The 25028-nt window shown below is 31.1% G+C and carries 20 protein-coding genes; 19 read left to right on the forward strand and 1 reads right to left on the reverse strand.

Features of this window, described 5'->3' with window-relative positions:
* The first annotated feature begins 317 nt into the window (after positions 1–317).
* From KGF36_RS10810 to KGF36_RS10825, 4 genes are all read left to right on the forward strand, one after another.
* The gene (locus KGF36_RS10810) at positions 318–2696 is read left to right on the forward strand and encodes an endonuclease MutS2 (RefSeq protein WP_227829459.1); all 2379 of its coding nucleotides are present in this window, start codon (positions 318–320) and stop codon (positions 2694–2696) included.
* 21 nt (positions 2697–2717) lie between these two features.
* Entirely contained in the window at positions 2718–3134 is a 417-nt protein-coding gene (locus KGF36_RS10815) for a DUF523 domain-containing protein (protein WP_227829460.1), read from the forward strand.
* A 177-nt stretch (positions 3135–3311) separates the two neighbouring features.
* Complete coding sequence (argS, locus tag KGF36_RS10820; protein ID WP_227829461.1) at positions 3312–5012, forward strand: arginine--tRNA ligase; 1701 nt, start codon at positions 3312–3314, stop codon at positions 5010–5012.
* A 252-nt stretch (positions 5013–5264) separates the two neighbouring features.
* Positions 5265–6188: a hypothetical protein gene (locus KGF36_RS10825; RefSeq protein ID WP_227842776.1), complete on the forward strand. Its 924-nt coding sequence runs from the start codon at positions 5265–5267 to the stop codon at positions 6186–6188.
* Positions 6189–6192: 4 nt separating this feature from the next.
* Here KGF36_RS10825 and KGF36_RS10830 read toward each other — a convergent pair whose 3' ends face one another.
* Positions 6193–6399, reverse strand: a complete 207-nt coding sequence (locus KGF36_RS10830; protein WP_227433457.1) for a hypothetical protein — start codon at positions 6397–6399, stop codon at positions 6193–6195.
* Between the two features lie 134 nt (positions 6400–6533).
* Here KGF36_RS10830 and KGF36_RS10835 point away from each other — a divergent pair, with 134 nt between their 5' ends.
* From KGF36_RS10835 to acsE, 15 genes are all read left to right on the forward strand, one after another.
* Positions 6534–8288, forward strand: a complete 1755-nt coding sequence (locus KGF36_RS10835; protein WP_227854702.1) for a B12-binding domain-containing radical SAM protein — start codon at positions 6534–6536, stop codon at positions 8286–8288.
* A 17-nt stretch (positions 8289–8305) separates the two neighbouring features.
* Positions 8306–9448 carry a tetratricopeptide repeat protein gene (locus KGF36_RS10840; protein ID WP_227829464.1) on the forward strand — a complete coding sequence of 381 codons (1143 nt, stop codon included), beginning with the start codon at positions 8306–8308 and terminating at the stop codon, positions 9446–9448.
* A 336-nt stretch (positions 9449–9784) separates the two neighbouring features.
* On the forward strand, positions 9785–10696 hold the full coding sequence (locus KGF36_RS10845) for a bifunctional enoyl-CoA hydratase/phosphate acetyltransferase (protein ID WP_227829465.1): 912 nt from the start codon (positions 9785–9787) through the stop codon (positions 10694–10696).
* A 610-nt stretch (positions 10697–11306) separates the two neighbouring features.
* Positions 11307–13226 carry an anaerobic carbon-monoxide dehydrogenase catalytic subunit gene (cooS, locus tag KGF36_RS10850; RefSeq protein ID WP_227829466.1) on the forward strand — a complete coding sequence of 640 codons (1920 nt, stop codon included), beginning with the start codon at positions 11307–11309 and terminating at the stop codon, positions 13224–13226.
* A gap of 300 nt (positions 13227–13526) precedes the next feature.
* A complete protein-coding gene (locus KGF36_RS10855; RefSeq protein ID WP_227433452.1) occupies positions 13527–14306 on the forward strand; it encodes an AAA family ATPase in 780 nt (259 codons plus the stop codon).
* 240 nt (positions 14307–14546) lie between these two features.
* The gene (locus KGF36_RS10860) at positions 14547–16223 is read left to right on the forward strand and encodes a formate--tetrahydrofolate ligase (protein WP_227829467.1); all 1677 of its coding nucleotides are present in this window, start codon (positions 14547–14549) and stop codon (positions 16221–16223) included.
* 84 nt (positions 16224–16307) lie between these two features.
* Positions 16308–16940 carry a cyclodeaminase/cyclohydrolase family protein gene (locus tag KGF36_RS10865; RefSeq protein WP_227842778.1) on the forward strand — a complete coding sequence of 211 codons (633 nt, stop codon included), beginning with the start codon at positions 16308–16310 and terminating at the stop codon, positions 16938–16940.
* 91 nt (positions 16941–17031) lie between these two features.
* Complete coding sequence (locus KGF36_RS10870; RefSeq protein WP_227829469.1) at positions 17032–17904, forward strand: tetrahydrofolate dehydrogenase/cyclohydrolase catalytic domain-containing protein; 873 nt, start codon at positions 17032–17034, stop codon at positions 17902–17904.
* Positions 17905–17939: 35 nt separating this feature from the next.
* A complete protein-coding gene (locus KGF36_RS10875; protein WP_227854703.1) occupies positions 17940–18614 on the forward strand; it encodes a methylenetetrahydrofolate reductase C-terminal domain-containing protein in 675 nt (224 codons plus the stop codon).
* Between the two features lie 35 nt (positions 18615–18649).
* Positions 18650–19531 carry a methylenetetrahydrofolate reductase gene (locus tag KGF36_RS10880; protein ID WP_227829471.1) on the forward strand — a complete coding sequence of 294 codons (882 nt, stop codon included), beginning with the start codon at positions 18650–18652 and terminating at the stop codon, positions 19529–19531.
* Positions 19532–19572: 41 nt separating this feature from the next.
* The gene (gene lpdA, locus KGF36_RS10885; RefSeq protein WP_227829472.1) at positions 19573–20958 is read left to right on the forward strand and encodes a dihydrolipoyl dehydrogenase; all 1386 of its coding nucleotides are present in this window, start codon (positions 19573–19575) and stop codon (positions 20956–20958) included.
* A 55-nt stretch (positions 20959–21013) separates the two neighbouring features.
* A complete protein-coding gene (locus KGF36_RS10890; protein WP_227829473.1) occupies positions 21014–21784 on the forward strand; it encodes a carbon monoxide dehydrogenase accessory protein CooC in 771 nt (256 codons plus the stop codon).
* Between the two features lie 19 nt (positions 21785–21803).
* Positions 21804–22748, forward strand: coding sequence for an acetyl-CoA decarbonylase/synthase complex subunit delta (acsD, locus tag KGF36_RS10895; RefSeq protein ID WP_227829474.1), 945 nt, complete (start codon positions 21804–21806; stop codon positions 22746–22748).
* Between the two features lie 30 nt (positions 22749–22778).
* Positions 22779–24146: an acetyl-CoA decarbonylase/synthase complex subunit gamma gene (gene acsC, locus KGF36_RS10900; protein ID WP_227842780.1), complete on the forward strand. Its 1368-nt coding sequence runs from the start codon at positions 22779–22781 to the stop codon at positions 24144–24146.
* 49 nt (positions 24147–24195) lie between these two features.
* The gene (gene acsE, locus KGF36_RS10905; RefSeq protein WP_227433444.1) at positions 24196–25002 is read left to right on the forward strand and encodes a carbon monoxide dehydrogenase/acetyl-CoA synthase methytransferase subunit; all 807 of its coding nucleotides are present in this window, start codon (positions 24196–24198) and stop codon (positions 25000–25002) included.
* Positions 25003–25028: the final 26 nt, after the last annotated feature.

Here is a 25028-nt window from a genome sequence, read left to right on the forward strand (position 1 = left end):
GTGTTCCTCCTTAATTTATCTATATAAGTAGCTATTTTTATAAAATAAGCTAAAATAAACTCCTTTAAAAAATATTAAAGAAGATTTTTTAACAGATTATATTACAAATAAAGCATGTTTATGTATAATATATAGATAGCTACATACATAGTATAATACAAAATATGTTTAAAATATATCTAAAAGAGAAAAAATATAATAAATTTAGAAATAAAAAAGAAATAAAACTTGCAGTTTTTATTGAAAATGCTTGGAAAGCATACATTTTAGATATTAAAGAAAAAAGTTAAAATATTGAGGATGGTGAATATAGAAAAATGAATGAGAAATCGTTAAGAGTTCTAGAATACAATAAAATAATAGATTTATTAAAGAAGAAAGCCTCATCTTCTTTAGGTCTAAAATATATAGAAAGTTTAGTTCCAAATACTGATTTTGTAGAAGTAAAGTCCATGCTAGAAGAAACTAGTGAAGCTCAATCAATTATTATAAAGAGAGGTTCAGTAGGTTTGGATGGTATTCATGATATAGAAGATAAGGTTAAAAGAGCCTATATAGGTGCATCTCTTGACCCAGGAAGTTTAATTATGATAGCGGATACTTTAAGAGTAGCTAGAAGATTAAAAAATAGTCTGTCTAGCAGTGATGAAGAAGATTTTAATTATCCAATAATACAATCTCTATCAAATTCTCTATATGTATATAAAGATATAGAAGACCAGATATACAATGCGATAATAAGTGAAGTAGAAATATCTGACAATGCTTCAAGTACACTTAGAGATATCAGAAGAAGAATAGCTCAAAAAAATCAATCCATTAGGTCTAAATTAAATTCAATAATAAGTTCAACTACTTATCAAAAATACTTACAAGATGCCATAATTTCTCTAAGAGGTGATAGATTTGTAGTACCTGTAAAATCTGAATATAGGTCGCAAGTAGCTGGTATAGTACATGACCAGTCATCTTCTGGTGCGACACTTTTTATAGAGCCAATGACTATAGTAGAGATGAACAATGAGTTAAGACAGCTAAAATTAGGAGAGCAAGAAGAGATAGAGAGAATTTTATCAGAACTTTCTGCAATGGTTGGAGAAGTAAGTGAAGATTTGATTTCCAATCAAGAGATACTCGGAAGATTAGACTTTGCATTTTCAAAAGGAAAACTTTCTATACAAATGAGAGGTATAGAACCTACATTAAATGAGGATAAATATTTAAATATAAAAAATGGAAGACATCCACTATTAGATAAGAAAAAAGTAGTGGCAAATACTATTTATTTAGGAAGAGACTTCCACACATTGGTAATAACAGGTCCAAATACAGGTGGTAAAACAGTTACAATAAAAACTGTAGGCTTATTTGCGCTTATGACACAAAGTGGACTTCACATACCTGCTGATTATGGAAGTAGTATGTGTGTGTATGATAATGTATTTGCAGATATAGGAGATGAACAAAGTATTGAGCAAAGTTTATCTACATTTTCATCTCACATGACAAATATAGTATCAATACTAAAAAACGTAACAGCAGACTCTTTAGTTATATTTGACGAATTAGGAGCAGGAACAGACCCTGTTGAGGGAGCTGCACTTGCAATAGCAGTATTAGAAGATATAAACTCTGTAGGAGCGAAATGTATAGCAACTACTCACTATAGTGAGCTTAAAAATTATGCTCTTACTAAATCTGGTGTAGAAAACGCAGCAGTTGAATTTGATATAGAAACTTTAAGTCCAACATATAAGTTACTTATAGGTGTTCCTGGAAAATCAAATGCGTTTGAGATTTCCAGAAAGCTTGGACTTAGTGACTATGTAATTTCACGTGCCAAAGAATATATAAATACAGATAACATAGCTTTAGAAGATGTATTACAAAATGTTGAAAAGAATAGAATCAAAGCTATTGAAGATAGAGAAGAAGCTGAAAGACTGAAGGAAGAGATAGAAAGACTAAAAGTAGAATACGACGAAAAACTTGAAAAATTAGTTACTCAAAGAGATAAGATGATTGAAAAGGCTAAATCAGAAGCATTTTCAATAACAAGACAAGCTAAGGAAGAAGTAGACCTTATAATAAAGGAACTTAGAAGTTTAGAACAAGAAAGAGCTTCTAAAGAAAAAAATCGTAAAATAGAAGAACTTAGAAAAGAATTGACTAGTTCTATGGGAAGTCTTCAACCAACAGTAAAAAGTATGATAGTTCCAAAGGTTTCAAGTAAAGAAATAAAAGACCTAAAACCAGGAGAAGAAGTTAAAGTAATAACTTTAAATCAAAATGGTAGTGTGGTTTCTGTAGACAAAAAGAGAAAAGAAGCAGTAGTGCAAATTGGTATAATGAAGATGACTCTACCTTTTAAATCGTTACAAAAATCTCACAAGGATGTTTCAAAAAATGTTACTAAATCAACAAGAAATATCATAAGGGCAAAATCTGGAAATATAAAAAGTGAAGTTGACCTTAGAGGTTTAAATTTAGAAGAAGCTATAATGGAAGTTGAAAAATATCTAGATGATGCATATGTAGCAGGGCTAGAATCTGTAACAGTAATACATGGAATTGGTACAGGAGTGCTAAAAGCAGGACTACAAGATATTTTAAGAAAAAATAGACATGTAAAATCACAAAGAGGTGGCCAGTATGGAGAAGGTGGAGCAGGAGTAACAATTGTTAAACTAAAATAATTTGTATAGGAGCACATTTTTATGATATTAGTATCTGCATGTTTAATAGGAATAAATTGTAAATATAGTGGCGATAATAATGAAAATAAAGAAGTAAAAGAATACCTAAAAGGTAAAGACTTTATCCTTGTATGTCCAGAACAGTTAGGTGGTCTATCTACACCAAGACCACCTGCTGAGATAGTTGATGGGAAAGTAATCACAAAAGAAGATTATAAAGATGTAACAGAAAACTTTGTAAGAGGTGCTGAAGAAACTCTAAAAATAGCAAAGTTATATGTATGTAGCGAAGCAATACTAAAAGAGGGTAGCCCCTCTTGTGGATGTAATCTAGTGTATGATGGTAGTTTTTCAGGTAAAAAAATACCAGGGAAAGGTATTACAGCAAAGTTACTAGAAGAAGAAGGAATAAAAGTTAAGAGTGAAAAAGACTTATAGAAAGTCAATAATGGTATGGATAAAAACTGTAATTATAGTATTTTTAATAGATACAGAAAACATAATTATTAAAGTGTTTTGCCATGTAATGAAATACTTGAAAAAACACGGAATTTGATTTAACATAAAGAGATAAGCACAATATAAACCAGGAACAATGTAGAGAGGAGCAACAAGATGCAAGATTTCAAGGTAGCAATATCAAATTGCCTTAAAGAGAAAATAGAAGAATTGTCGATAGAAGAGATAGAGGCACTTATAGAAGTTCCACCAAACAAGGACATGGGTGACTATGCTTTTCCATGCTTTAAACTAGCTAAAGTATTTAGAAAAGCTCCAAACATGATAGCAAGTGAATTAGCAGAAAGTATAGAAGCTAGTGGAGAGATAACAAAAGTAATACAACTAGGCGGATATGTGAATTTTTTTGTAAACAAATCTCAATTAGCAGAAACTGTAATCAAAAAAGTATTAGATGAAAAAGAAAATTATGGTTGTAGCGATTTTGGAAAAGATAAAACTGTAATAGTTGAATACTCTTCTCCAAATATAGCAAAACCTTTCCATATAGGGCATATAAGAACTACAGTAATAGGTAATGCTCTATATAAGATATATGAATCACAAGGATACAAAACTATAAGAATAAATCATTTAGGTGACTATGGAACTCAATTTGGTAAGTTAATAGTGGCCTTTAAAAAGTGGGGAGAAAAGGAAGTAGTAGAATCTAATCCAATCCCAGAATTATTGAAATTATATGTAAGATTCCACGAGGAAGCTGAACAACATCCAGAAATGGAAGATGAAGCAAGAGCATGGTTTACTAAATTAGAAAATGGTGATGAAGAAGCAAAAGAATTATGGCAGTGGTTTAGAGATGAAAGTCTAAAAGAATTTAGTAGAGTATATAAACTTTTAGATATAGAATTTGATTCTCTAGCAGGTGAAAGTTTCTATTCTGATAAGATGGATAGAGTGATAGAATTATTAGAAGAAAAAAATCTTTTACAAGAGTCTAAAGGTGCAAGAATCGTTGATTTAGAAGAATATAAGATGCCACCAGCACTTATTACCAAGAATGATGGTTCAACACTATATATGACAAGAGATTTAGCTGCTGCAATATATAGAAAAGAAACTTATGATTTTGATAAGTGTATATATGTAGTTGGTTCTCAACAAAACCTACATTTCCAACAATGGTTTAAAGTAATTGAGCTTATGGGATATGAATGGGCAAAAGACTTGGTGCATGTTGGATTTGGTATGGTAGCTCTTGAAGAAGGGACTATGTCAACTAGAAAAGGAAGAGTTGTATTTTTAGAAGATGCATTAAATCAAGCTATAGATAAAACTAAGGATATTATACTAGCTAAAAATCCAGATGCTAAAAATGTAGATGAAATATCTAAACAAGTAGGTGTTGGGGCTGTAGTATTCCAAGAACTATCTAATAGTAGAATAAAAGACTATACTTTCTCATGGGAAAGAACATTGAGCTTTGATGGAGAGACTGGACCATATGTTCAATATACACATGCTAGATGCTGTGCAGTTTTAAGAAAAGCAGAAGAAAAAATCACTTCTGATATAGATTATAGTCTATTGGCTGACGAAGATAGTGCAGAAGTTCTTAGAGTTATAGAATCATTTAATAAAAATATTTTACTTGCTCTAAAGAAGAATGAGCCACACATAGTTACAAGATTTATGCTAGATTTAGCTCAAGCGTTCAATAAATTTTATCATGACAATCCAATTTTAGTGGAAAATTTAGAGATTAGAAAATCGAGACTTGCCTTGGTGCTAGCTACAAAGCAAACTTTAGAAAATTCTCTGAAACTGTTGGGAATGCACGCTCCAGAAAGAATGTAACACAATAAAATGTTGAAATAAAAAGAATAAAATTGAACTTAGTACGCAATTTGTATAACTGTAGAATATAGGGATGTCGAAAACTGATGCTTTACATATAAAAAAGTAGTATCGTATAATAATATATAGATAGTAGATTACAATGATTTTTGTACACTACTATCCCCCTATATATGACAGCTTCTTAACGGGCTGTCTCTTTTTTTTTAATAGCAGGATATTTAAATTAAGTTTTTGAGAAAGGATATATTTATGAATGACGTATTAATAAAAAAAGTCTACACATCTTCTTTTAATAATGGAAGTAAGGCTCTTAAAGATTTAATTATAATAAATACAAAATCCTTAATAGATGATAAAACTCAAAGATGTGTATATATAGACGAAAAGAGATTGAAAGATGAACTTATTTACTTTAGATTTTATGGAGAAAAAATAGGTAATGTCAATTTTTTAAATATTTTATTACCATTAATTTTATCAAATACTAATATTCAAAAAAGTGAAGATGAGGTTGTTAAACTAATAAAAAAATATGTGAGTTACTTTAAAAAAGAAGAATCTTTATTTGATTATTTATTAAGTTCTGTAGCGTATAATTCTATCATGCACAATCTTATAAATAACAGTAAAATTGAATATGTCGAATTACTACAAAATATTAAAGACAAGATAATAGGTTTTTCTATACAATTAGACAAGTCTGATATTGTAAAGTTTCAGATGGCAAGGATAAGCACAATACAATTAATTGATAAATATATTGATTTAAAATATGAAGATTATGATGAAGAAAGTATTCTACCAAGTGTTTTAAATATTTTATATGATATTTATATAGAAGACAGAAATGTAGAAAATCAAGGAATTAAAAGCATGAAAAAATCTATATTATCTATTTTAGGTGAAGAGACTGAATTAAACGAAGATAATATAGATTTTATTTTTTCTATGTCAGAATATGTTGTTAAGTTGAGAAAATATAAAATTGGGGTTAAAATGTATAATAAAAAAATAGACCCAAGTGGTCTTATAAGCCTTGAAGAAGGCGATACTACAATAGACCCCATATTTAATCAAATAACAGTTATGTCGAAAACCTTTAGTGATAATATATTAAGCATAAAGATAAATTCTAAATCAGGTATTTATATATTAAAGTTTAAAAAGGTTTAGGTTACTAGAGATTACTGTTTTTTTCTAAGTAATCCAAAAAATCTTTTTCTTTAGTGTCAGTTAAGAAACATAATTCTTTTACTATATTATTTCTAAGGTCGATAAAATCACTAATTTGGGTATTTTCATTAGTGTATTCAAGAGACTTTATAATAAGCAGTAAATCTCTTTTTGATAAAGAGTTGATAGATACTTTTTCAATTAATTCCATAAAAAACTTCCTTTCCTCATATTACTTGAAATTAATAATCTAATTATATAAATGTTATATAGACTTTACATATACTATTTTAACCTATAAGGGGTACAAAAAGCAGTATAATATTAAAAAGAGGTGAGAAATATTTGAAAATTTTATTAACAACGTTGAATTCTAAGTTTATTCATACAAATTTAGCTATAAGATACCTAAAAGAATTTGTAAGGGATTTAATAGAAGTTGACATGAAAGAATATACGATAAACAATGACTTAGATTATATTTTAAAAGATATATACAAAAATGAATATGATATAATTTTATTCTCAACATATATCTGGAATATAGGAGATATAGTTAAACTTTGTGACAATCTAAAAAAAATTAGACCAAATACTAAAATAGCTTTGGGCGGTCCAGAAGTGAGTTATGATAGCTATGAGGCAATGAAAAAATACGATTTTGTAGATTATATACTTTATGGAGAAGGAGAATTAATTTTTAGAGATTTAGTGCTTCGTCTTAAAGGAAAGAAAGAAATAAAAAATGTAGACGGATTGGTATATAGACAAGGAAGCGAGATAATAGCAAATAAACCTATGGAACTTCTTCAAAATTTGGACGAGATTCCTAGTCCTTATGAAAATTTAAATCCAAAGGAATATGAAAATAGAATAGTATATTATGAGTCGTCAAGAGGTTGTCCGTTTAATTGTCAATACTGCTTATCTTCTACCATTCCTGGTCTGAGATATTTCAGCTTAGATAGAATAAAAAGGGATTTAAAAGCTTTAATAGATGCAAGAGTCTCACAAATTAAATTTATTGATAGAACTTTTAATGCAAATAAAAAAGTGGCTATGGAAATTATGGATTTTCTTATGAAAAATGATAATGGATATACAACCTATCATTTTGAAGTTACAGCATATTTGATAGATGACAAGATGATTGAGTTTTTGGCTGACTGTAAAGAAGGGCTTTTCCAGTTTGAAATAGGAGTACAGTCAACAAATGAAAAAACACTTGATGCAGTAGGAAGAAGAGATGATTTTAAAAAGTTATCTCATGTTGTGCAGACAGTAGCATCTTATAGAAATATACATCAGCACTTAGACTTAATTGCAGGACTTCCTTATGAGGATTATGAAAGCTTTGAGAACTCATTTAATGATGTATTTAATCTAGGGATAGAACACTTACAATTAGGCTTCTTAAAGATGATTAAGGGTACAGGTATGAGAAAGGTAGCAGATGAGCATGGATTTAAATATAAGGATTATGCTCCATATGAGTTTTTATACAATAATTATATAAGCTATGAAGAAACATTGAAATTAAAGGATATAGAAGATATACTTGAGAGATACTACAATTCTAAAAACTTTGTGTTGTCCATGAGATATATTATAGGCAGATTTTACAAACAAAGTCCTTTTAAATTTTTTGAAACTTTTGCTAAGTACTTTGATGAAAATGGGTATTTTGACTTGGCACAGGGGAAAAATCAATTATACAAAATATTACTGGATTTCTATAATGAAAAAATAAATATAGACAATGATGTATTTAATGATATATTAAAATATGACTATATTTCGCTAGGTAAGACATCAAATATACCACAGTTTTTTAATAAGTTAGATGTGGATGACTTTAAGAATAGATGTCATGTATTTTTACAAGATAATGATAACTTATCAACATATCTACCTAATTTTGTTGATAAACCAGCAAAACATATAATAAAATATGTTCATTTTGAACCGTTTAAATTTAATATTGTGGATTTAAAAAATAATATAAATACAGAAATAAGAGAAGAAGAAAACATAGTCTTATTTGAATACGATGATAAAAAAATATTTGAGAAATCTAAAACTCATAAAGTAGAAATTTAAGTGTTTAGGAGGAAAAAATGGATTTTAAAATAGAAAAATATTTGCTAAAGAAGGCAGAAGAACTAGCTTTTATAACTATAAAGCATGGTGGAGAATTTAAATTAAAGAGTTATGATGTGCCAAAAGGTGGACTAGATGTACCTATAAAAAATGAGGTGCTAGTAAAAGGAATAAAAGAAAAAACTGCTCAAGATAAGTTAAACTCAATGTCTATAGCAGATGCAATGATATATATAATTGGTATAGATAGTAAATTTAAAAACAATGGAGAATATGAAAAGTTTTTAGATGCTTTGGCTAAGGATATTAACTTAGATTTAAAAGCATATATGGGATACATGTCTAGAAAGTACTTTGAGATTGGTGAACATACAGATTCTTTAATATATATAAAAGCATTTATAACTATGTATCCAGATGATTTAGATGCAATGTATAATTATGCAATTGTGTGCCAAGAGATAGCAAAACAATATCAAAAAGACCTAGATGATAAGGCTATGAATGCATTTTTACTTGAAGCGATGGCCAAACTTGAAAAGATAATAGATATTGATAGTGATTTTGCAGTAGGTTATTATCATTTAGGTTATCATTATTATAATCAAGGTCAATATTTAAAGACTAAACTGACATGGGAAGATGCATTAAGATTAGGTCTAGATGCTGACTTAGTGGCTGAAATACAAGAAAATTTAGGAAAGATGGATTTTAAAGTACAGTATGAAGAAGGATATACACTTATATTCCATGGTAAGTTCAAAGAAGGATTAGAAAAACTACTGCCATTAGAAGAAGAACATATGGATTGGTGGAATTTACTGTTTATGATAGGACTAGGATATAAGGGTATGGGCGAAATAGAGCAGGCTAAAATGTATTTTGAGAAGATATTAGTAATAAAACCTAAGCAAGTAGATGCTATAGTTGAATTAGGGCTTTGTGAAGCTTCTAAAAATAATTTAGATAAAGCCATAGAGTATTTTGAGCAAGCTGCCAAGATAAAAGAAGACCCAGAAATTCTTTGTAATTTAGGTATGGCTTACTTAAACAATGGTGATATTGATGATGCAACTTACTATATAGAAAGAGCTTATGAATTAAATCCACAGGATGAGATTACGATTGCTTGTTTAAGAGAGCTTGGTATAAACAAGTAAGAATGTTGTTAAACTGTATTAGATTCTATTAGGTTTTATTTTATTAGGTTGGATTTGATGTTAGTGAGTTTTATTTGATGTTATTAAATTTTATTAATTAAGAGTGGTAGAACATTTATTATGTTGTACCACTTTTTTATTTACTTCGTTTGGGAGCTTTTTACCTTTATTTACTCTTTGTAATATTATATTTCATAAATATCTTGAACTTGTAATAATTAAATATTAAAGCAGATTTTAGTTATACAAATTTTTTAGAACATAAAAAATAAATTGAGAAAAGGTATATCAAATATGGTATTATTTAGTTAAATATATATAAGGGAGGGGTTACTTTTGATAAAGAAATTAGATGATATTTTAGAGCAGCTTAAAGGAGGAGAAAAAATAGTACTTTCTGTAGCAGCAGCTCACGACAAAGAAGTTTTAATGGCGATAAAGGATGCTGTAGAAAGAAATATAATTACTCCTATATTAGTTGGAAATGAAGGAAAGATAAGAGAAATATCAAAAGAAATAGAATTTGATTTGGGTGGAATTAAAATTATTGACAAGGATGATATTAAAGACTGTGCTGAAATAGCAGTTAAATTAGTATCAAGTAAAGAAGCTGATTTTGTAATGAAAGGCTTATTAGATACATCTGTTATATTAAAAGAAGTGTTAAATAAAGATTATGGTCTTAGAACTGATAGTTTATTAAGCCATGTTATGGTATATGAGTTAGAAAAATACCATAAGCTGTTGATAACTACAGATGGAGGAATGAATATAGCTCCTGACTATGAACAAAAGGCAAAAATATTAAAAAATTCTATAAAAGCAGCAAAATCTTTAGGTATGGAAACTGTAAAAGTTGCATGCTTAGCAGCTAAGGAAAAAGTAAATCCTAAAATGCAAGCTACTGTAGATGCAGATATGTTAGCAAAAGCTTGTCAAGCAGGAGAATTTGGAGATAATGTAATTGTAGAAGGTCCTTTAGCTTTTGACTTAGCAGTTTCAAAAGAAGCTAGCGAGATAAAAGGATTTAAGAGTGAAGTATCTGGAGATGTAGATATTATATTGGTTCCAACAATAGAAGTTGGTAATGGAATAGGAAAAGCCTTTACATATATGGCAGATTCTAAATCAGCAGGTATAATTATGGGTGCAAAAGCTCCTATAGTTTTAGTATCAAGAGCTGATTCACATGAATCTAAATTATACTCTATTGCATATGGAGCTATTGTAGCGAAAAGTATGAAATAAAAACATTAAGTGTGTAAAATAGATGCATTAAAAGATAAAAAGTAGTCATAATATCTGAATTAATGCAATATTAAAAAAATTTTATATAAAAAATAATTATAGCTTCAAATGAATATATACAAATGTTCAATTTGAAGCTATAATTAATATTAAAGTAGGAAAAATAAAAAAATTCAAAAAATTAGTCCAAAAAATGCTATTCTAAGAAGTTTTTACTAATTATGGTATAGGGAGTAAAAATCTGTAACAAGTCCAAAAAAGTAGTGAGAAATAACAAACACACAAATAAGATGTAATATCAAAAAATTGACTAGAAATAATTCAAAATTGATTTTAAAAAATCAAAACATAATTTAATTAAACTAAAGTATCAAAAAAGTAGGCTTAAGTATTAAAAAATAGCCAAAAATAAGCAGTTAAATTAACTTAAATTAGGCATTAAAAATAAAATTTTTATGTATTATCTAATTTTGTTAAAAAAATATTTAAATCTAAAGCAAAGTGCTGAAAATTAGTATATAATCAACTTAGAAAGCATTTATTTTATTATTTTATGACATGAAGTCAGTCACCTGGGGGATTTTAAAAATCAAAAAAAGGGGATAGGAATATGGATGAAAAAATGTTAACAATTGATTTAAACAGCCAGAAGATGATAGCAAAAGCTAGAGAAGAAGGCGTAGAAACAATGTATGATAGAAAAGCAGGCTTTAAAGCACAATGTGGTTTTGGTCTTCAAGGGGTTTGCTGTAGAATATGTGGAATGGGACCATGTAGAATAAGTCCTAAAACTCCAAGAGGGTTATGTGGAGCAGATGAGCATACTATAGTAGGTAGAAACTTTGCAAGAATGGTTGCTGGTGGGACAGCTGCCCATTCAGACCATGCTAGAGATATAGCACATACATTAGCATTAGCTGATCCAAATGGAAACTATAAAATAAGAGACGAAGCTAAGTTAATTAATTTAGCTAAAGAATGGGATGTAGAAACAGAAGGTAGAGATATCTATGATGTAGCACATGAAGTGGCAGAAATTGCATTAATGGAATTTGGTAAACCTTTTGGGACATTAAGATTTATAAAAAATGCACCAGAACCAAGACAAAAAATATGGAAAGAATATGCTATAGAACCAAGAGCTATAGATAGAGAAATTGCAACAATAATGCACTCTACTCATATAGGATGTACTGGTGATATAGATAGTTTAATACACATGAGTCTAAGAACTTCTATGGCTGATGGTTGGGGTGGTTCTATGATAGGTACTCGTCTAAGCGATATCTTATTTGGAACTCCAGTACCAAGAAGAACAGAAGCTAACTTAGCAGTATTAGAAGAAAATAAAGTTAATATAATATTACATGGACATGAGCCAGCATTATCAGAAATGATAGTTTTAGCTTCAGAAGAACCAGACTTAGTAGCTTTAGCTAAAGAAGTTGGAGCAGATGGAATAAACTTAGCTGGTATGTGTTGTACAGGTAATGAAATTACAATGAGACATGGTGTAAGAATAGCAGGAGACTTCCATCAACAAGAACTTGCAATAGTAACTGGAGCAGTTGAAGCTGTAATAGTTGACGTTCAATGTATATTCCCTGCACTAGCTAGAGTAGCAGATTGTTACCATACTAAGTTTGTAACAACTTCTCCAAAAGCTAAAATAACAGGTTCAACTTATATTGAATTTAGAGAAGAACAAGCTCTTGATGATGCTAAATCAATAGTTAAAGAAGCTATCTTAAACTTTAAAAATAGAGATAAATCAAAAGTACTTATACCTGAATTAAAATCAGGGGCAACAGTTGGGTATAGTGTAGAAGCAGTAGTAAATCAATTAGACAGAGTTGTAAACTCTCATATAGATCCAGCAGGAACAGTTAAGCCATTAACAGACTGTTTAAAATCTGGAGTATTAAGAGGAGCAGCTGGTGTAGTTGGATGTAACAATGCTAAAGGAGTTTCAAATGAGGCTCATGTAACAATAATGAAAGAATTAATTAAAAATGACATAATAGTAGTTACTACAGGTTGTGGTGCTTCAGCAGCAGCTAAGTTTGGATTAATGGAATCTGATGCAGCTGAAAAATATGCAGGTAAAGGTCTTGCAACTGTCTGTAAACTAGTAGGAATCCCACCAGTACTACATATGGGTTCTTGCGTTGATATAAGCCGTATATTAGATTTAGTTGGAGCAGCAGCTAATTACTTAGATATGGATATGTGTGACCTTCCAGTTGTAGGTATAGCTCCAGAGTGGATGTCAGAAAAAGCAGTTGCTATAGGATGTTATGTTGTAGCTTCTGGTATAGACACTTATCTAGGAATAATGCCTCCAATAGCTGGTTCTTCAAGAGCAGTAGATATATTAACTAGCGAATTAAAAGATAAAGTTGGTGCAACATTTACTGTAAATACAAATCCAAAAGAGTTAGCAGCTACAATAATAGAAGATATAGAAAAGAAACGTGTTCACTTCGAAGCATTAGTTGAAGAAAAAATGGGCGTTGAAGCAGAAGCTTAGAAAATGCCTAAAGTCTTAGAAAAAACGATTTTATATCTAAATAAAGATTTTATGGTTGAATAAAGTCAAATATTAAAGAAAAAAATATCGAAATACAATGAATATACTGAATAAATAAAATATAAACAATATAATGAAGAATACTAAAACTATACATGCTGCTTTGAAAAGCTAGTAGGGTAAATGTAATTGGTTCCTGTAAGGACTAGCTGTAGTTTATTTTTAGTGTTTAAAAAATAGATAACTACACTAAAAAATAAATAAAATAAAAAGCAAATAGTAATAAAGGTGGTAGGGATTATGAAGATAGCAATAACAGGTAAAGGTGGAGTAGGTAAAACGACTTTTTCTTCAATGCTCTCTAGAATGTTTGCTGAAGACGGATACAGAGTTGTTGCTGTTGATGCCGACCCTGATGCTAATTTAGCTTTAGCACTAGGTTTTCCAAAAGAAGTATATGAATCAATAGTACCTATATCAGAAATGAAAAAATTAGTTTCAGATAGAACAGCAGCTTCTGTAGGTTCATTTGGAAAAATGTTTAAGATGAATCCTAAAGTAGACGATATACCTGAAAATTTCTGTAAAGAATACAATGGAGTGAGATTACTTACATTAGGGACAGTAGATTCTGGTGGTACTGGATGTGTATGTCCAGAGCATGTTCTTTTAAAAAGACTCTGTTCTCATTTAATACTACAAAATAAAGATGTAGTTGTTATGGATATGGAAGCTGGAATTGAACACTTAGGAAGAGGAACAGCTCAAGGTGTAGATGCTTTTATAGTAGTTGTAGAGCCAGGTGAAAGAAGTCTACAAACCTATAGAAAAGTTAAAAAACTTGGTCATGATATAGGCGTAAATAAGGTATTTGTTGTAGGTAACAAAATCAGAAATAAAGAAGATGAAGAATTTATAATACAAAACTTAGAAGATGGCGAATCTTTAGGATTTATCTATTACAATCAAGATGTTATAGATTCTGATAGAGCTAATCAATCTCCATATGATTCTAGTGAAACAACAAAAGCACAAATTAAAGAAATAAAAGAAAAATTAATGTCACTTAAAGATAAATAGAAATTTTGATTTATAATTGGTTTGTTGGTTAAAGGTAATAAATAGGTATTAGATAGGTAATGAATGATTAATTAGATAAATGACTAGCTATTAAGTAAAGATATTTTAATGGCTTAGTAGCTAGTTTTTAAGCAATTTTACATGTATAATTATCTTATAAAATATAATTTTTACATATTAATACAATTTATACAAAAATTATATTTTAAATCTATTTAGGTTGTGGGAGGAGATTCAGTTATGGGATTTAAATCTGACATTGAAATAGCTCAAGAAGCTAAGCCTCAAGATATTAGAGAGGTTGCAAAAAAATTAGGACTAGGTGAAGAAGATGTAGAACTATATGGTAAATACAAAGCCAAAGTTGACTACAATCTACTAAAAAGAGAAACTGGGAAAAAAGCTAAGTTAATATTAACTACAGCTATAAACCCAACTCCAGCAGGTGAAGGAAAAACTACTACTACTATCGGTGTTGCTGATGCATTTGCAAAATTAGATAAAAATGTATTAGTTGCTTTAAGAGAACCATCTCTAGGACCAGTATTTGGTGTTAAAGGTGGGGCAGCTGGTGGAGGATATGCACAAGTTGTTCCTATGGAAGATATAAACTTACACTTCACTGGAGATTTTCATGCTATAGGAGCTGCTAATAACCTTTTAGCTGCTATGCTTGACAATCATATTCACCAAGGAAATGAACTTAGAATAGACCCTAAGAAAATAACTTGGAGAAGATGTGTAGACATGAACGATAGACAACTTAGAAATATCGTTGATGGTATGGGTAAAAAAGGTGATGGAGCAGTTAGACAAGATGGATTTGATATAACTGTTGCTTCTGAAATAATGGCAGCTTTCTGTTTGGCAAGTGATATAGCTGACTTAAAAGAAAGATTAGGAAACATAATAGTTGGATATAGCTACGAAGGTGCACCTGTAACAGCTAGACAATTAAAAGCTAACGGTGCTATGGCTGCATTATTAAAAGATGCTTTAAAACCAAACCTAGTTCAAACTCTTGAAGGAACACCATCATTTGTACATGGTGGACCATTTGCAAATATAGCTCATGGATGTAACTCTGTTATAGCTACAAGAATGGCTATGCACTTTGCAGATTATGTAATAACTGAGGCTGGTTTCGGTGCTGACCTTGGAGCAGAAAAATTCTTAGATATAAAATGTAGAATGGCAAACTTAAAACCAGATGCTGTTATAATAGTTGCTACTGTAAGAGCATTAAAATACAATGGCGGAGTTGCTAAAACAGATTTAAATGAAGAAAATCTAGAAGCTCTTGAAAAAGGACTTCCAAACTTATTAAAACATGTTGAAAACATAACTCAAGTATATGGATTACCAGCAGTTGTTGCAATAAACAGATTCCCACTTGATACTGAAGCTGAACTTAAACTTGTTGAAGACAAGTGTAAAGAATTAGGCGTTAATGTTGCTCTTTCTGAAGTATGGGCAAAAGGTGGAGAAGGTGGAATCGCAGTAGCTAAAGAAGTTTTAAGATTATTAGACGAAGAAGAAAATAATTTTAGATTCTGCTATGAAGATGATTTATCTATAAAAGATAAGATAAATGCTATAGCTACTAAGATTTATGGAGCAGATGGTGTAGATTATACTCCAGAAGCTGATAAAGAAATAGCTAACTTAGAAAAACTTGGATTTACTAAAGTTCCAGTATGTATGGCTAAAACTCAATATTCTTTAACTGATGACCAAACTAAATTAGGTAGACCAACAGGATTTAGAATAACTGTAAGACAAGCATCAATTTCAGCAGGGGCTGGATTTATAGTTGCACTTACTGGAGAAATAATGAAAATGCCAGGATTACCAAAAGTTCCAGCAGCAGAAAAAATAGATGTTGATGAAAATGGAGTAATAGCTGGATTATTCTAAGTGTATTAATTTATAAATAAAGAGTAGGAAATATCTCTAAGATAATTTGAGATATTTTCCTACATCCTTTTAAGGAGGATTATCATGAAAATAGCAGATAAAACTTGTGTTGATTTTGTAGAAGTACTATCTTCTAAAGAAGCAGTACCAGGTGGCGGGGGGGCTGCCGCACTAGTTGGTGCAATTGGTATGGCTTTAGGGAGTATGGTATGTAATCTTACAATAGGAAAGAAAAAGTATGCTGAGTATGAAGAAAGTGTAAAAGATATATTAAGTAAAGCAGGAAAATTAGAAAAAGATTTATTAAAAATGATAGATGATGATGCAGAATGTTTCTTACCATTATCAAAAGCTTATGGGCTTCCTAAAGAAACAGAAGAAGAAAAAAGAATAAAAGCAGAAACAATGGAAAAAGCACTAAAAGTTGCTTGTGAAGTGCCATTAAATATAGTAAGAGTTTGTTATGAAGCTATTAAGTTACATGAAGATTTAGTTGATAAAGGTTCAAGACTTGCTATAAGCGATGTTGGTGTAGGGGTTCAATGTTTAAGAGCTGCTATACTTGGAGGACAATTAAATGTAGTTATAAATATAAATTCTATACAAGATCAAGAATATGTTAGTAAAGTAAAAACAGAAGTAGATAAATTGGTTAAAGATGGCGTTAAAACTTGTGATGAAGTTTATGCTAAAGTTGAAAAAGCTCTTGGAAAATAATTTTTAAATGACGAAAGTAAATACTATGTTATTAATATGTGGTATATAGAATAAATTAATTTAAGTTTGCTTGTAGGGGAGTTGTGAATATATGGAAGTAATGTCAACTAAAGGACAGATTATAAAAGGAAAACCTGTAGCTGATAAGATTAGTGAAGACTTAATAAAAGAAGTCGAGTTACTAGTTAAAGAAGGTATAAATCCTAAGCTAACAATAGTTAGAGTTGGAGCAAGAAGCGATGATTTATCATATGAAAGAGGAGCACTAAAAAGATGTCAAAACATTGGTATAACAACTGAAGTGTTGGAATTAGCTGAAGATATAACTCAAGAAGAATATATTGATGTTTTAAAGAAAGCTAATGATGATAAGGATGTTAATGGTATATTATGTTTTAGACCACTTCCAAAACACTTAAATGAAGAAGTTATAAAATATGTCATTGCGCCAGAAAAAGATGTAGATTGTTTTAGTCCAATAAACTCTGCTAAAGTCATGGAAGGTGATAAGAGTGGATTCCCACCATGTACTCCTACAGCAGTAGTAGAAATATTAAAACATTATAATGTTGATTTAAAAGGAAGTAAGGTAACAGTTCTTGGAAGATCAATGGTAGTTGGGAAGCCAGTATCAATGCTTTTATTAAGTGAACATGCAACTGTTACAATATGCCATTCAAAGACTAAAAACTTATCAGATGTAGCTGCGGAAGCAGACGTATTGATAGCAGCTATTGGTAGAGCTAAGATGGTAGATGAAAGTTTTGTGAAAGATGGAGCAGTAGTTATAGACGTTGGTATAAATGTTGATGAAGAAGGAAATTTATGTGGAGATGTTGATACAAATGCAGTTTTAAATAAAGTATCGATGATAACTCCAGTTCCAGCGGGGGTTGGTTCAGTTACAACATCTATACTTGCAAAACACGTAGTTAAAGCTTGTAAATTGCAAAATAATAAATAGATAGATATTGTGGAAGGTTTAGGGGGGAAGTAGATATGATAATTTCTGAAAATAAACCATTGGAAGAAGTGCTAGGGTACTTAAAGAATTTTGACAAGCTAGTTTTAGTTGGTTGTAATCAATGTGCAGCGACTTGTAAGAGTGGTGGAGAAGAAGAAGTTCTAAAAATGAAGGAAACTCTTGAAGGTGAGGGCAAAAAAATCTTAGGATATGTAATGCTTGATCCTGCTTGTAACCTTTTAAAGTCTAAAAAGGACTTAAAGGTTCTAAAAGAAGAAACTAAAGAAGCTGATGCAGTTTTATCTTTAGCATGTGGAGATGGGACACAAACAATAGTTAAAAACCTAAAAAATAAACCAGTTTATCCAGCTAACAACACTTTGTTTATAGGGGAAGTACAAAGGGTTGGAGAATATGAAGAAGCTTGTAAAGCTTGTGGAGACTGTGAACTTGGTTGGACAGGTGGAATATGTCCAGTAACTATGTGTGCTAAAGGTCTTATGAATGGGGCTTGTGGTGGAGCTAAAAATGGTAAATGTGAAGTAAATCCAGAAAATGATTGTGCTTGGATAAAAATATATGAAAGATTGGAATCTATAGGGCAATTAGAGAATTTAGCAGAAATAAGACCACCAAAAGACTATTCTAAGCAAAATAATCCAAGAAGCTTAAGTGCAAAGAAAAAGAAAGAAGCAACAGCGAATTCATAAAAGTTTTTTTTAGAAGGTTAAAAGGGGGATTAGAGATGAGCTTATTAAGAGAAACACTAGAGAGTGGAAAATTTGCAGTTACTACTGAGATGGCTCCTCCAAAAGGGACTGACCTTTCACATTTAATTGAATGTGCGAAGCCGTTAGTTGGAAGAGTTCACGCAGCAAATGTAACAGACTTTCAATCAGCAGTTATGAGAGCAACTTCTCTTGCTACATGTAAATTACTAAAAGATGCTGGATTAGAGCCAGTGATTCAAATAACGGGGAGAGATAGAAATAGGATAGCTATACAAGGAGAAATGTTGTCAGCAGGTGTATTTGGAATAAACAGCTTGTTGGCATTAACAGGAGACCATACTAGCGTAGGAGACCATCCACAGGCTAAAGGAGTATTTGATTTAGACTCTGTAGGGATACTTCAAACTGCTGAAACTCTAATGGCAGGTACGGATATGGCTGGTAATAAATTAAAAGGTTCTCCAGATTTTTATCTAGGAGCATCAGTAACTCCAGAATATTCTCCAATAGAAGTTCAATTATTAAAAATGCAAAAGAAAATAAAAGCTGGAGCTAAATTTTTCCAAACTCAAGCACTTTATGACATAAATACAATGAGAAAGTTTAGAGAACTAACAAGGGATATGGATTGTAAGGTATTAGCAGGAATAGTACCTTTAAAATCTCCAGGAATGGCTAAATTTATGACTGCAAATGTACCAGGAATATTTGTGCCAGATGAACAAATCGAAAGATTAAGAGCAGCTGGAAAAGAAAACTGGGTAAGTGAGGGAATAAAAATGGCAGGAGAACTTATCAAACAATTAAAAGAAGAAGATTTATGTGATGGTGTTCATATAATGGCAATTGGGGCAGAAGAAAATATACCTGCTATACTAGATGCCGCAGGTTTATAGTATTACAAGATTGTAGATTATAAGGTTTGGGGGAATTAAGGATGAAAATAGTAGTAGTAGGTGGTGGACCAGGAGGATATGTAGCAGCTATAAAAGCTTCTATGCTTGGTGCAGAGGTAACAGTTATTGAAAAAAGAAGAGTTGGAGGAACTTGCTTAAATGCAGGATGTATACCAACTAAAGCACTTCTTGCTTCTTCAGGGGTATTAAATACTGTGAGGGAAGCAAAGGATTTTGGTATAGAGATAGATGGTACAGTTACACCAAATTTCACTGCTATAATGGAAAGAAAAAATAAAGTTGTAAATCAATTAATAAGTGGTATAGAATTCCTATTTGAAAAAAGAGGCGTAAAACTAGTTAATGGTTTTGGAAAATTGATTGATAAAAATACTATAGAAGTAACAAAAGATGATGGAACAGTAGAATCTATAAAAGCGGATAAGATAATACTAGCTAATGGTTCTGTTCCAGTTGTACCAAGAATGTTCCCATATGATGGAAAAATTGTAATAACTAGTGATGAAGTTCTTGGACTTGAAGATATACCTGAGTCTATGTTAATAGTAGGTGGTGGAGTTATAGGATGTGAAATAGGGCAATTCTTTAGAGCCTTAGGAACAGAAGTAACTATAGTTGAAATGGTTGACCAGATACTATTAAATGAAGATAAAGATGTAGCTAAACAACTACTTAGACAATTTAAGAAAGATAAGATTAAAGTTATTACAGGTATTGGAGTACAAACTTGTGAAGTAGTTGATGGTAAAGCTGTTGCAACTCTTTCTAATGGAAAGGTTATAGAAGCACAATATGCATTAGTATGTGTTGGTAGAAGACCTAACCTTGATAATTCTGGAGTAGAAGATATAGGAATTGAAATGGAAAGAGGAAAAGTAGTAGTTAATGAGCATCTTGAAACTAATGTAGAAGGTATATATGCAATAGGTGATATAATAGATACTCCTTTCTTAGCACATGTTGCTTCTAAAGAAGGTATTGTTGCAGTTGAAAATGCTTTAGGAAAAACTAAAGTAGTAGATTATAGAGCAATTCCAAGATGTGTTTATACTGAACCTGAAGTTGCTGGTGTTGGTAAAACTGAAAAACAACTTGAAGCTGAAGGTGTAGAATACAATGTAGGTCAATTTGATTTTAGAGGACTTGGAAAAGCACAGGCTATAGGACATTTCCAAGGATTTGTAAAAATAATAGCTGATAAAGAAACAGATAAAATAATAGGTGCAGCAGTAGTAGGTCCTCATGCTACAGATTTATTAACAGAGTTATCACTTGCTGTTCATCTAGGATTAACTGTAGAACAAGTAGGGGATGCAATACATCCACATCCAAGTTTATCTGAAGGACTAATGGAAGCACTTCATGATGTACATGGAGAATGTGTTCATTCTGTACCTAAATTATAATAAGTAAACAGAGTACATAAGGCTCTGTGGCTAGATTTAAGGGGGAAGTCTTAAAATGGGATACAATATAGCTGTTGCAGGAAAAGGTGGAACTGGTAAAACAAGTCTCACAGGGCTTTTGATTGATTATTTGGTTAAGGACAATAAGGGACCAGTATTGGTTGTAGATGCTGATGCTAATGCTAACATAAATGAAGTATTAGGTATTGAAGTTGAAGCAACAATAGGAGAAATAAGAGAAGAAGTAAATCAAAGAGAAAAGTTAGGCAATGCATTCCCAGGCGGTATGACAAAAGCACAATATCTACAATTTAGATTAAATTCTATAATTGAAGAAGGCGAAGGATATGACTTATTAGTAATGGGGAGATCAGAAGGGGAAGGATGTTACTGTTTTGTAAATGGGATACTTAGAGAACAAGTAAACAAAATATCTGGTCACTACAAATACTTAGTCATGGACAACGAAGCTGGTATGGAACATCTAAGCAGAAAAGTTACTAGACATGTTGATACGCTTTTATTGGTTAGTGATTGCTCAAGACGTAGTATACAAGCTGTTGCTAGAATAAGAGATTTAGCTGAGGAACTAAAATTAAATGTTGGAAGAATACTTCTAATTGTAAATAAGGTTCCAAATGGGGTTATGAATGATGGTGTCAAAGAGGAAATAGAAAAACATAACCTAGAGCTAATCGGTGTTGTACCTATGGATGAATTGATATATGAATATGATTCTACAGGTATTCCTTTAGTTGATTTACCTGAAGATTCAAAATCTAAAGTGGCTATGAAAGAAATTTTTGCTAAATTAGAATTAAAATAGGCTTAAGGGGGAAAAAAATATGGCATTTAAAATGTCTACTCAAAAATATTCTGGAAAAATATCAGAAGTTGAAGTAGGAATAGGGGAAAAAGCAATTAAATTAGGTGGGGAAAATGTATTACCTTTTTATAGTTTTGATGGAGAAGTAGGGAATACTCCAAAAATAGGTATACAAATATCAGACGTTTATCCTGAAAGCTGGACTGATTCATATAAAGAGTTATACAAAGATGTAGCTAATTGTCCAGTAGAATGGGCTAAATATGTTGAAGCTAATACACAAGCAGATTTTATTTGTTTAAAATTTGATGGTTCTGACCCAAATGGATTAGATAAATCAGTTGATGACTGTGCTGAAGTGGCTAAAGCAGTAGTTGAAGCAATAACATTGCCTTTAGTAGTAGCTGGTTCAGGAAATCATGAAAAAGATGGTAAACTGTTTGAAAAATTAGCTCAAACATTGGATGGTCATAACTGTCTATTTATGTCAGCAGTAGAAGATAACTACAAAGGAGTAGGAGCATCAGCTGGAATGGCTTATTCACACAAAGTTGGAGCAGAATCTTCTGTTGATATAAACCTAGCAAAACAATTAAACGTACTGTTAACTCAATTAGGCGTTAAAGGTGAAAATATAGTTATGAATGTTGGATGTTCAGCAGTTGGTTATGGATATGAATATGTTGCATCTACTATGGATAGAATTAGACTTGCAGCATTTGGTCAAAATGATAAGACATTACAAATGCCTATCATAACACCAGTAGCTTTCGAAGTAGGTCATGTTAAAGAAGCTATAGCTCCAGTGGAAGATGAGCCAGATTGGGGTTGTCCAGAAGAAAGAACTATAGCAATGGAAGTTTCAACTGCAGCAAGTGTTTTAGTAGGTGGTTCAAACGCAGTTATACTTCGTCATCCAAAATCAATAGAAACTATAAAAGAATTGGTTAACGCATTAGCTTAATTAAATTGTTAAGGTTAGGGGGAGAAAATAATGGCATTAAAAGCTTTAGATATATTTAAATTAACACCAAAGAAAAACTGTAAGGATTGTGGATTCCCAACTTGTATGGCTTTCTCTATGAAGGTTGCTTCAGGAGCTGTAGAAGTAGGTAAATGCCCACATATGTCTGATGACGCTATAGCGAAACTATCAGAAGCTACTGCACCTTTAATGAAAGCATTAAAAGTTGGTGCTGGAGCATCTGAATATGAACTAGGTGGGGAAACAGTATTATTTAGACATGAAAAAACATTAGTAAGTAGAAATAGATATGCAGTTTCATTCTGTACTTGTATGAGTGATGAAGCAGTAGACGCTAAAATAGCTAACATGAAAAAAGTTGACTATATAAGAATTGGTGAACAAATGAAAGTTGAAATGGTTGTTTTAGAATACTGTGGAGACAAAGATGCATATTTAAAACTAATAGACAAAATAAAAGGTAGTGGATTAGAAGTAGCTTATATTTTAGCTTGTGATGATGCACAAGCAGTAAAAGAAGCTGTTGAAGTATTAAAAGATGCTAGACCAATGGTATATGGAGCAACTAAAGATAACTACAAAGATATGATAGAAGTAGTTAAAGGAGCAAACTTACCATTAGGAGTAAAAGCCGCTAGCTTAGAAGAATTATATGAAACAGTTGAATTAGTTCAATCTGCTGGATATAAAGAATTAGTATTAGATGTAACTGGAGAAAATATAAAAGATACTTACACTAATGCTGTGCAAGTTAGAAGAATAGCTTTAAAAGAACAAGATAGAACATTTGGATATCCTTCAATAGTGTTTGCAAATAGATTATCTAACTCAAATCCTATGATGGAAATTGCTTTATCATCAATATTTACTATAAAATATGGTTCTATAATAGTAATAGATGATATTAGTTATGCTAAAGCATTACCATTATTTGCATTAAGACAAAATATATACACTGACCCACAAAGACCAATGAGAGTTGAACCAAAGATTTACCCAATTAATAACCCAGATGAAAATTCTCCAGTATTAGTTACTGTTGACTTTGCATTAACTTATTTCATAGTTGCTGGAGATATAGAAAGATCAAAAGTTCCAGTATGGTTAGTAATACCAGATGCAGGTGGATATTCAGTTCTTACATCTTGGGCTGCTGGTAAATTTGGTGGAAATTCAATATCTGCTTTCATTAAAGAAAGTAAAGTAGATGAAGTAACTAATTGTAAAGACATTATTATTCCAGGAAAAGTTGCAGTACTTAAAGGTGATATAGAAGATAACTTACCAGGATGGAATGTAGTTATAGGACCAGAAGAATCTATGGAATTACCTAAGTTCTTAAAAGGATACCAAGAAAAAGCATGCCAAACAAACTAATAAAATATTAACTAACTATTAATATTAAATTTAAAGGGGGACATTATAAATGGAAAAATTTATGATTATAGGTGAAAGAATACACTGTATCTCACCTTCAATAAGAAAGGCATTAGCAGAAAGAGATCCAGCTCCAATATTAAAAAGAGCAAAAGAACAATTAGAAGCAGGAGCACACTATATAGATTTCAATATAGGACCTGCTGAAAGAGATGGCGAAGAGATAATGACATGGGGAGTTAAGCTACTTCAATCTGAATTTAACAATGTTCCTATAGCATTAGATACAGCTAATAAAAAGGCTATCGAAGCTGGACTTAAAGTTTATGATAGAACTAATGCAAAACCAATAATAAACTCTGCTGATGCTGGTTCAAGATTTGATTTAATAGATATAGCAGCTGAATATGAATCAATGGTTATAGGTTTATGTGCAAAAGAAGGTATCCCAAGAGATAACGATGAACGTATGGCTTACTGCCAAGAAATACTAGAAAAAGGCTTAATGCTAGGAATGGAGCCAACTGATATATTATTTGACCCATTATGCTTAGTTATAAAGGGTATGCAAGAAAAACAAGTAGAAGTTTTAGAAGCTATAAAAATGATGACTGAAATGGGACTTTTAACTACAGGAGGATTATCTAATGTATCTAATGGATGTCCTAAACATGTTAGACCTGTTTTAGATAGCGCATTCTTAGCAATGGCAATGGCTAATGGATTTAGTTCAGCTATAATGAATCCATGTGACCCAGAATTAATGAAAACTGTAAAATCTTGTGACATAATCAACGGGGCATCTTTATATGCAGACTCTTTCTTAGAGTTAAATGAAGGTGGATTTGCTTTCTAGGGTTTTTAGGGTATAGTTAATAAAAA

It is taken from the genome of Clostridioides sp. ZZV14-6009, from assembly GCF_020658095.1.
Lineage (GTDB): Bacteria > Bacillota > Clostridia > Peptostreptococcales > Peptostreptococcaceae > Clostridioides.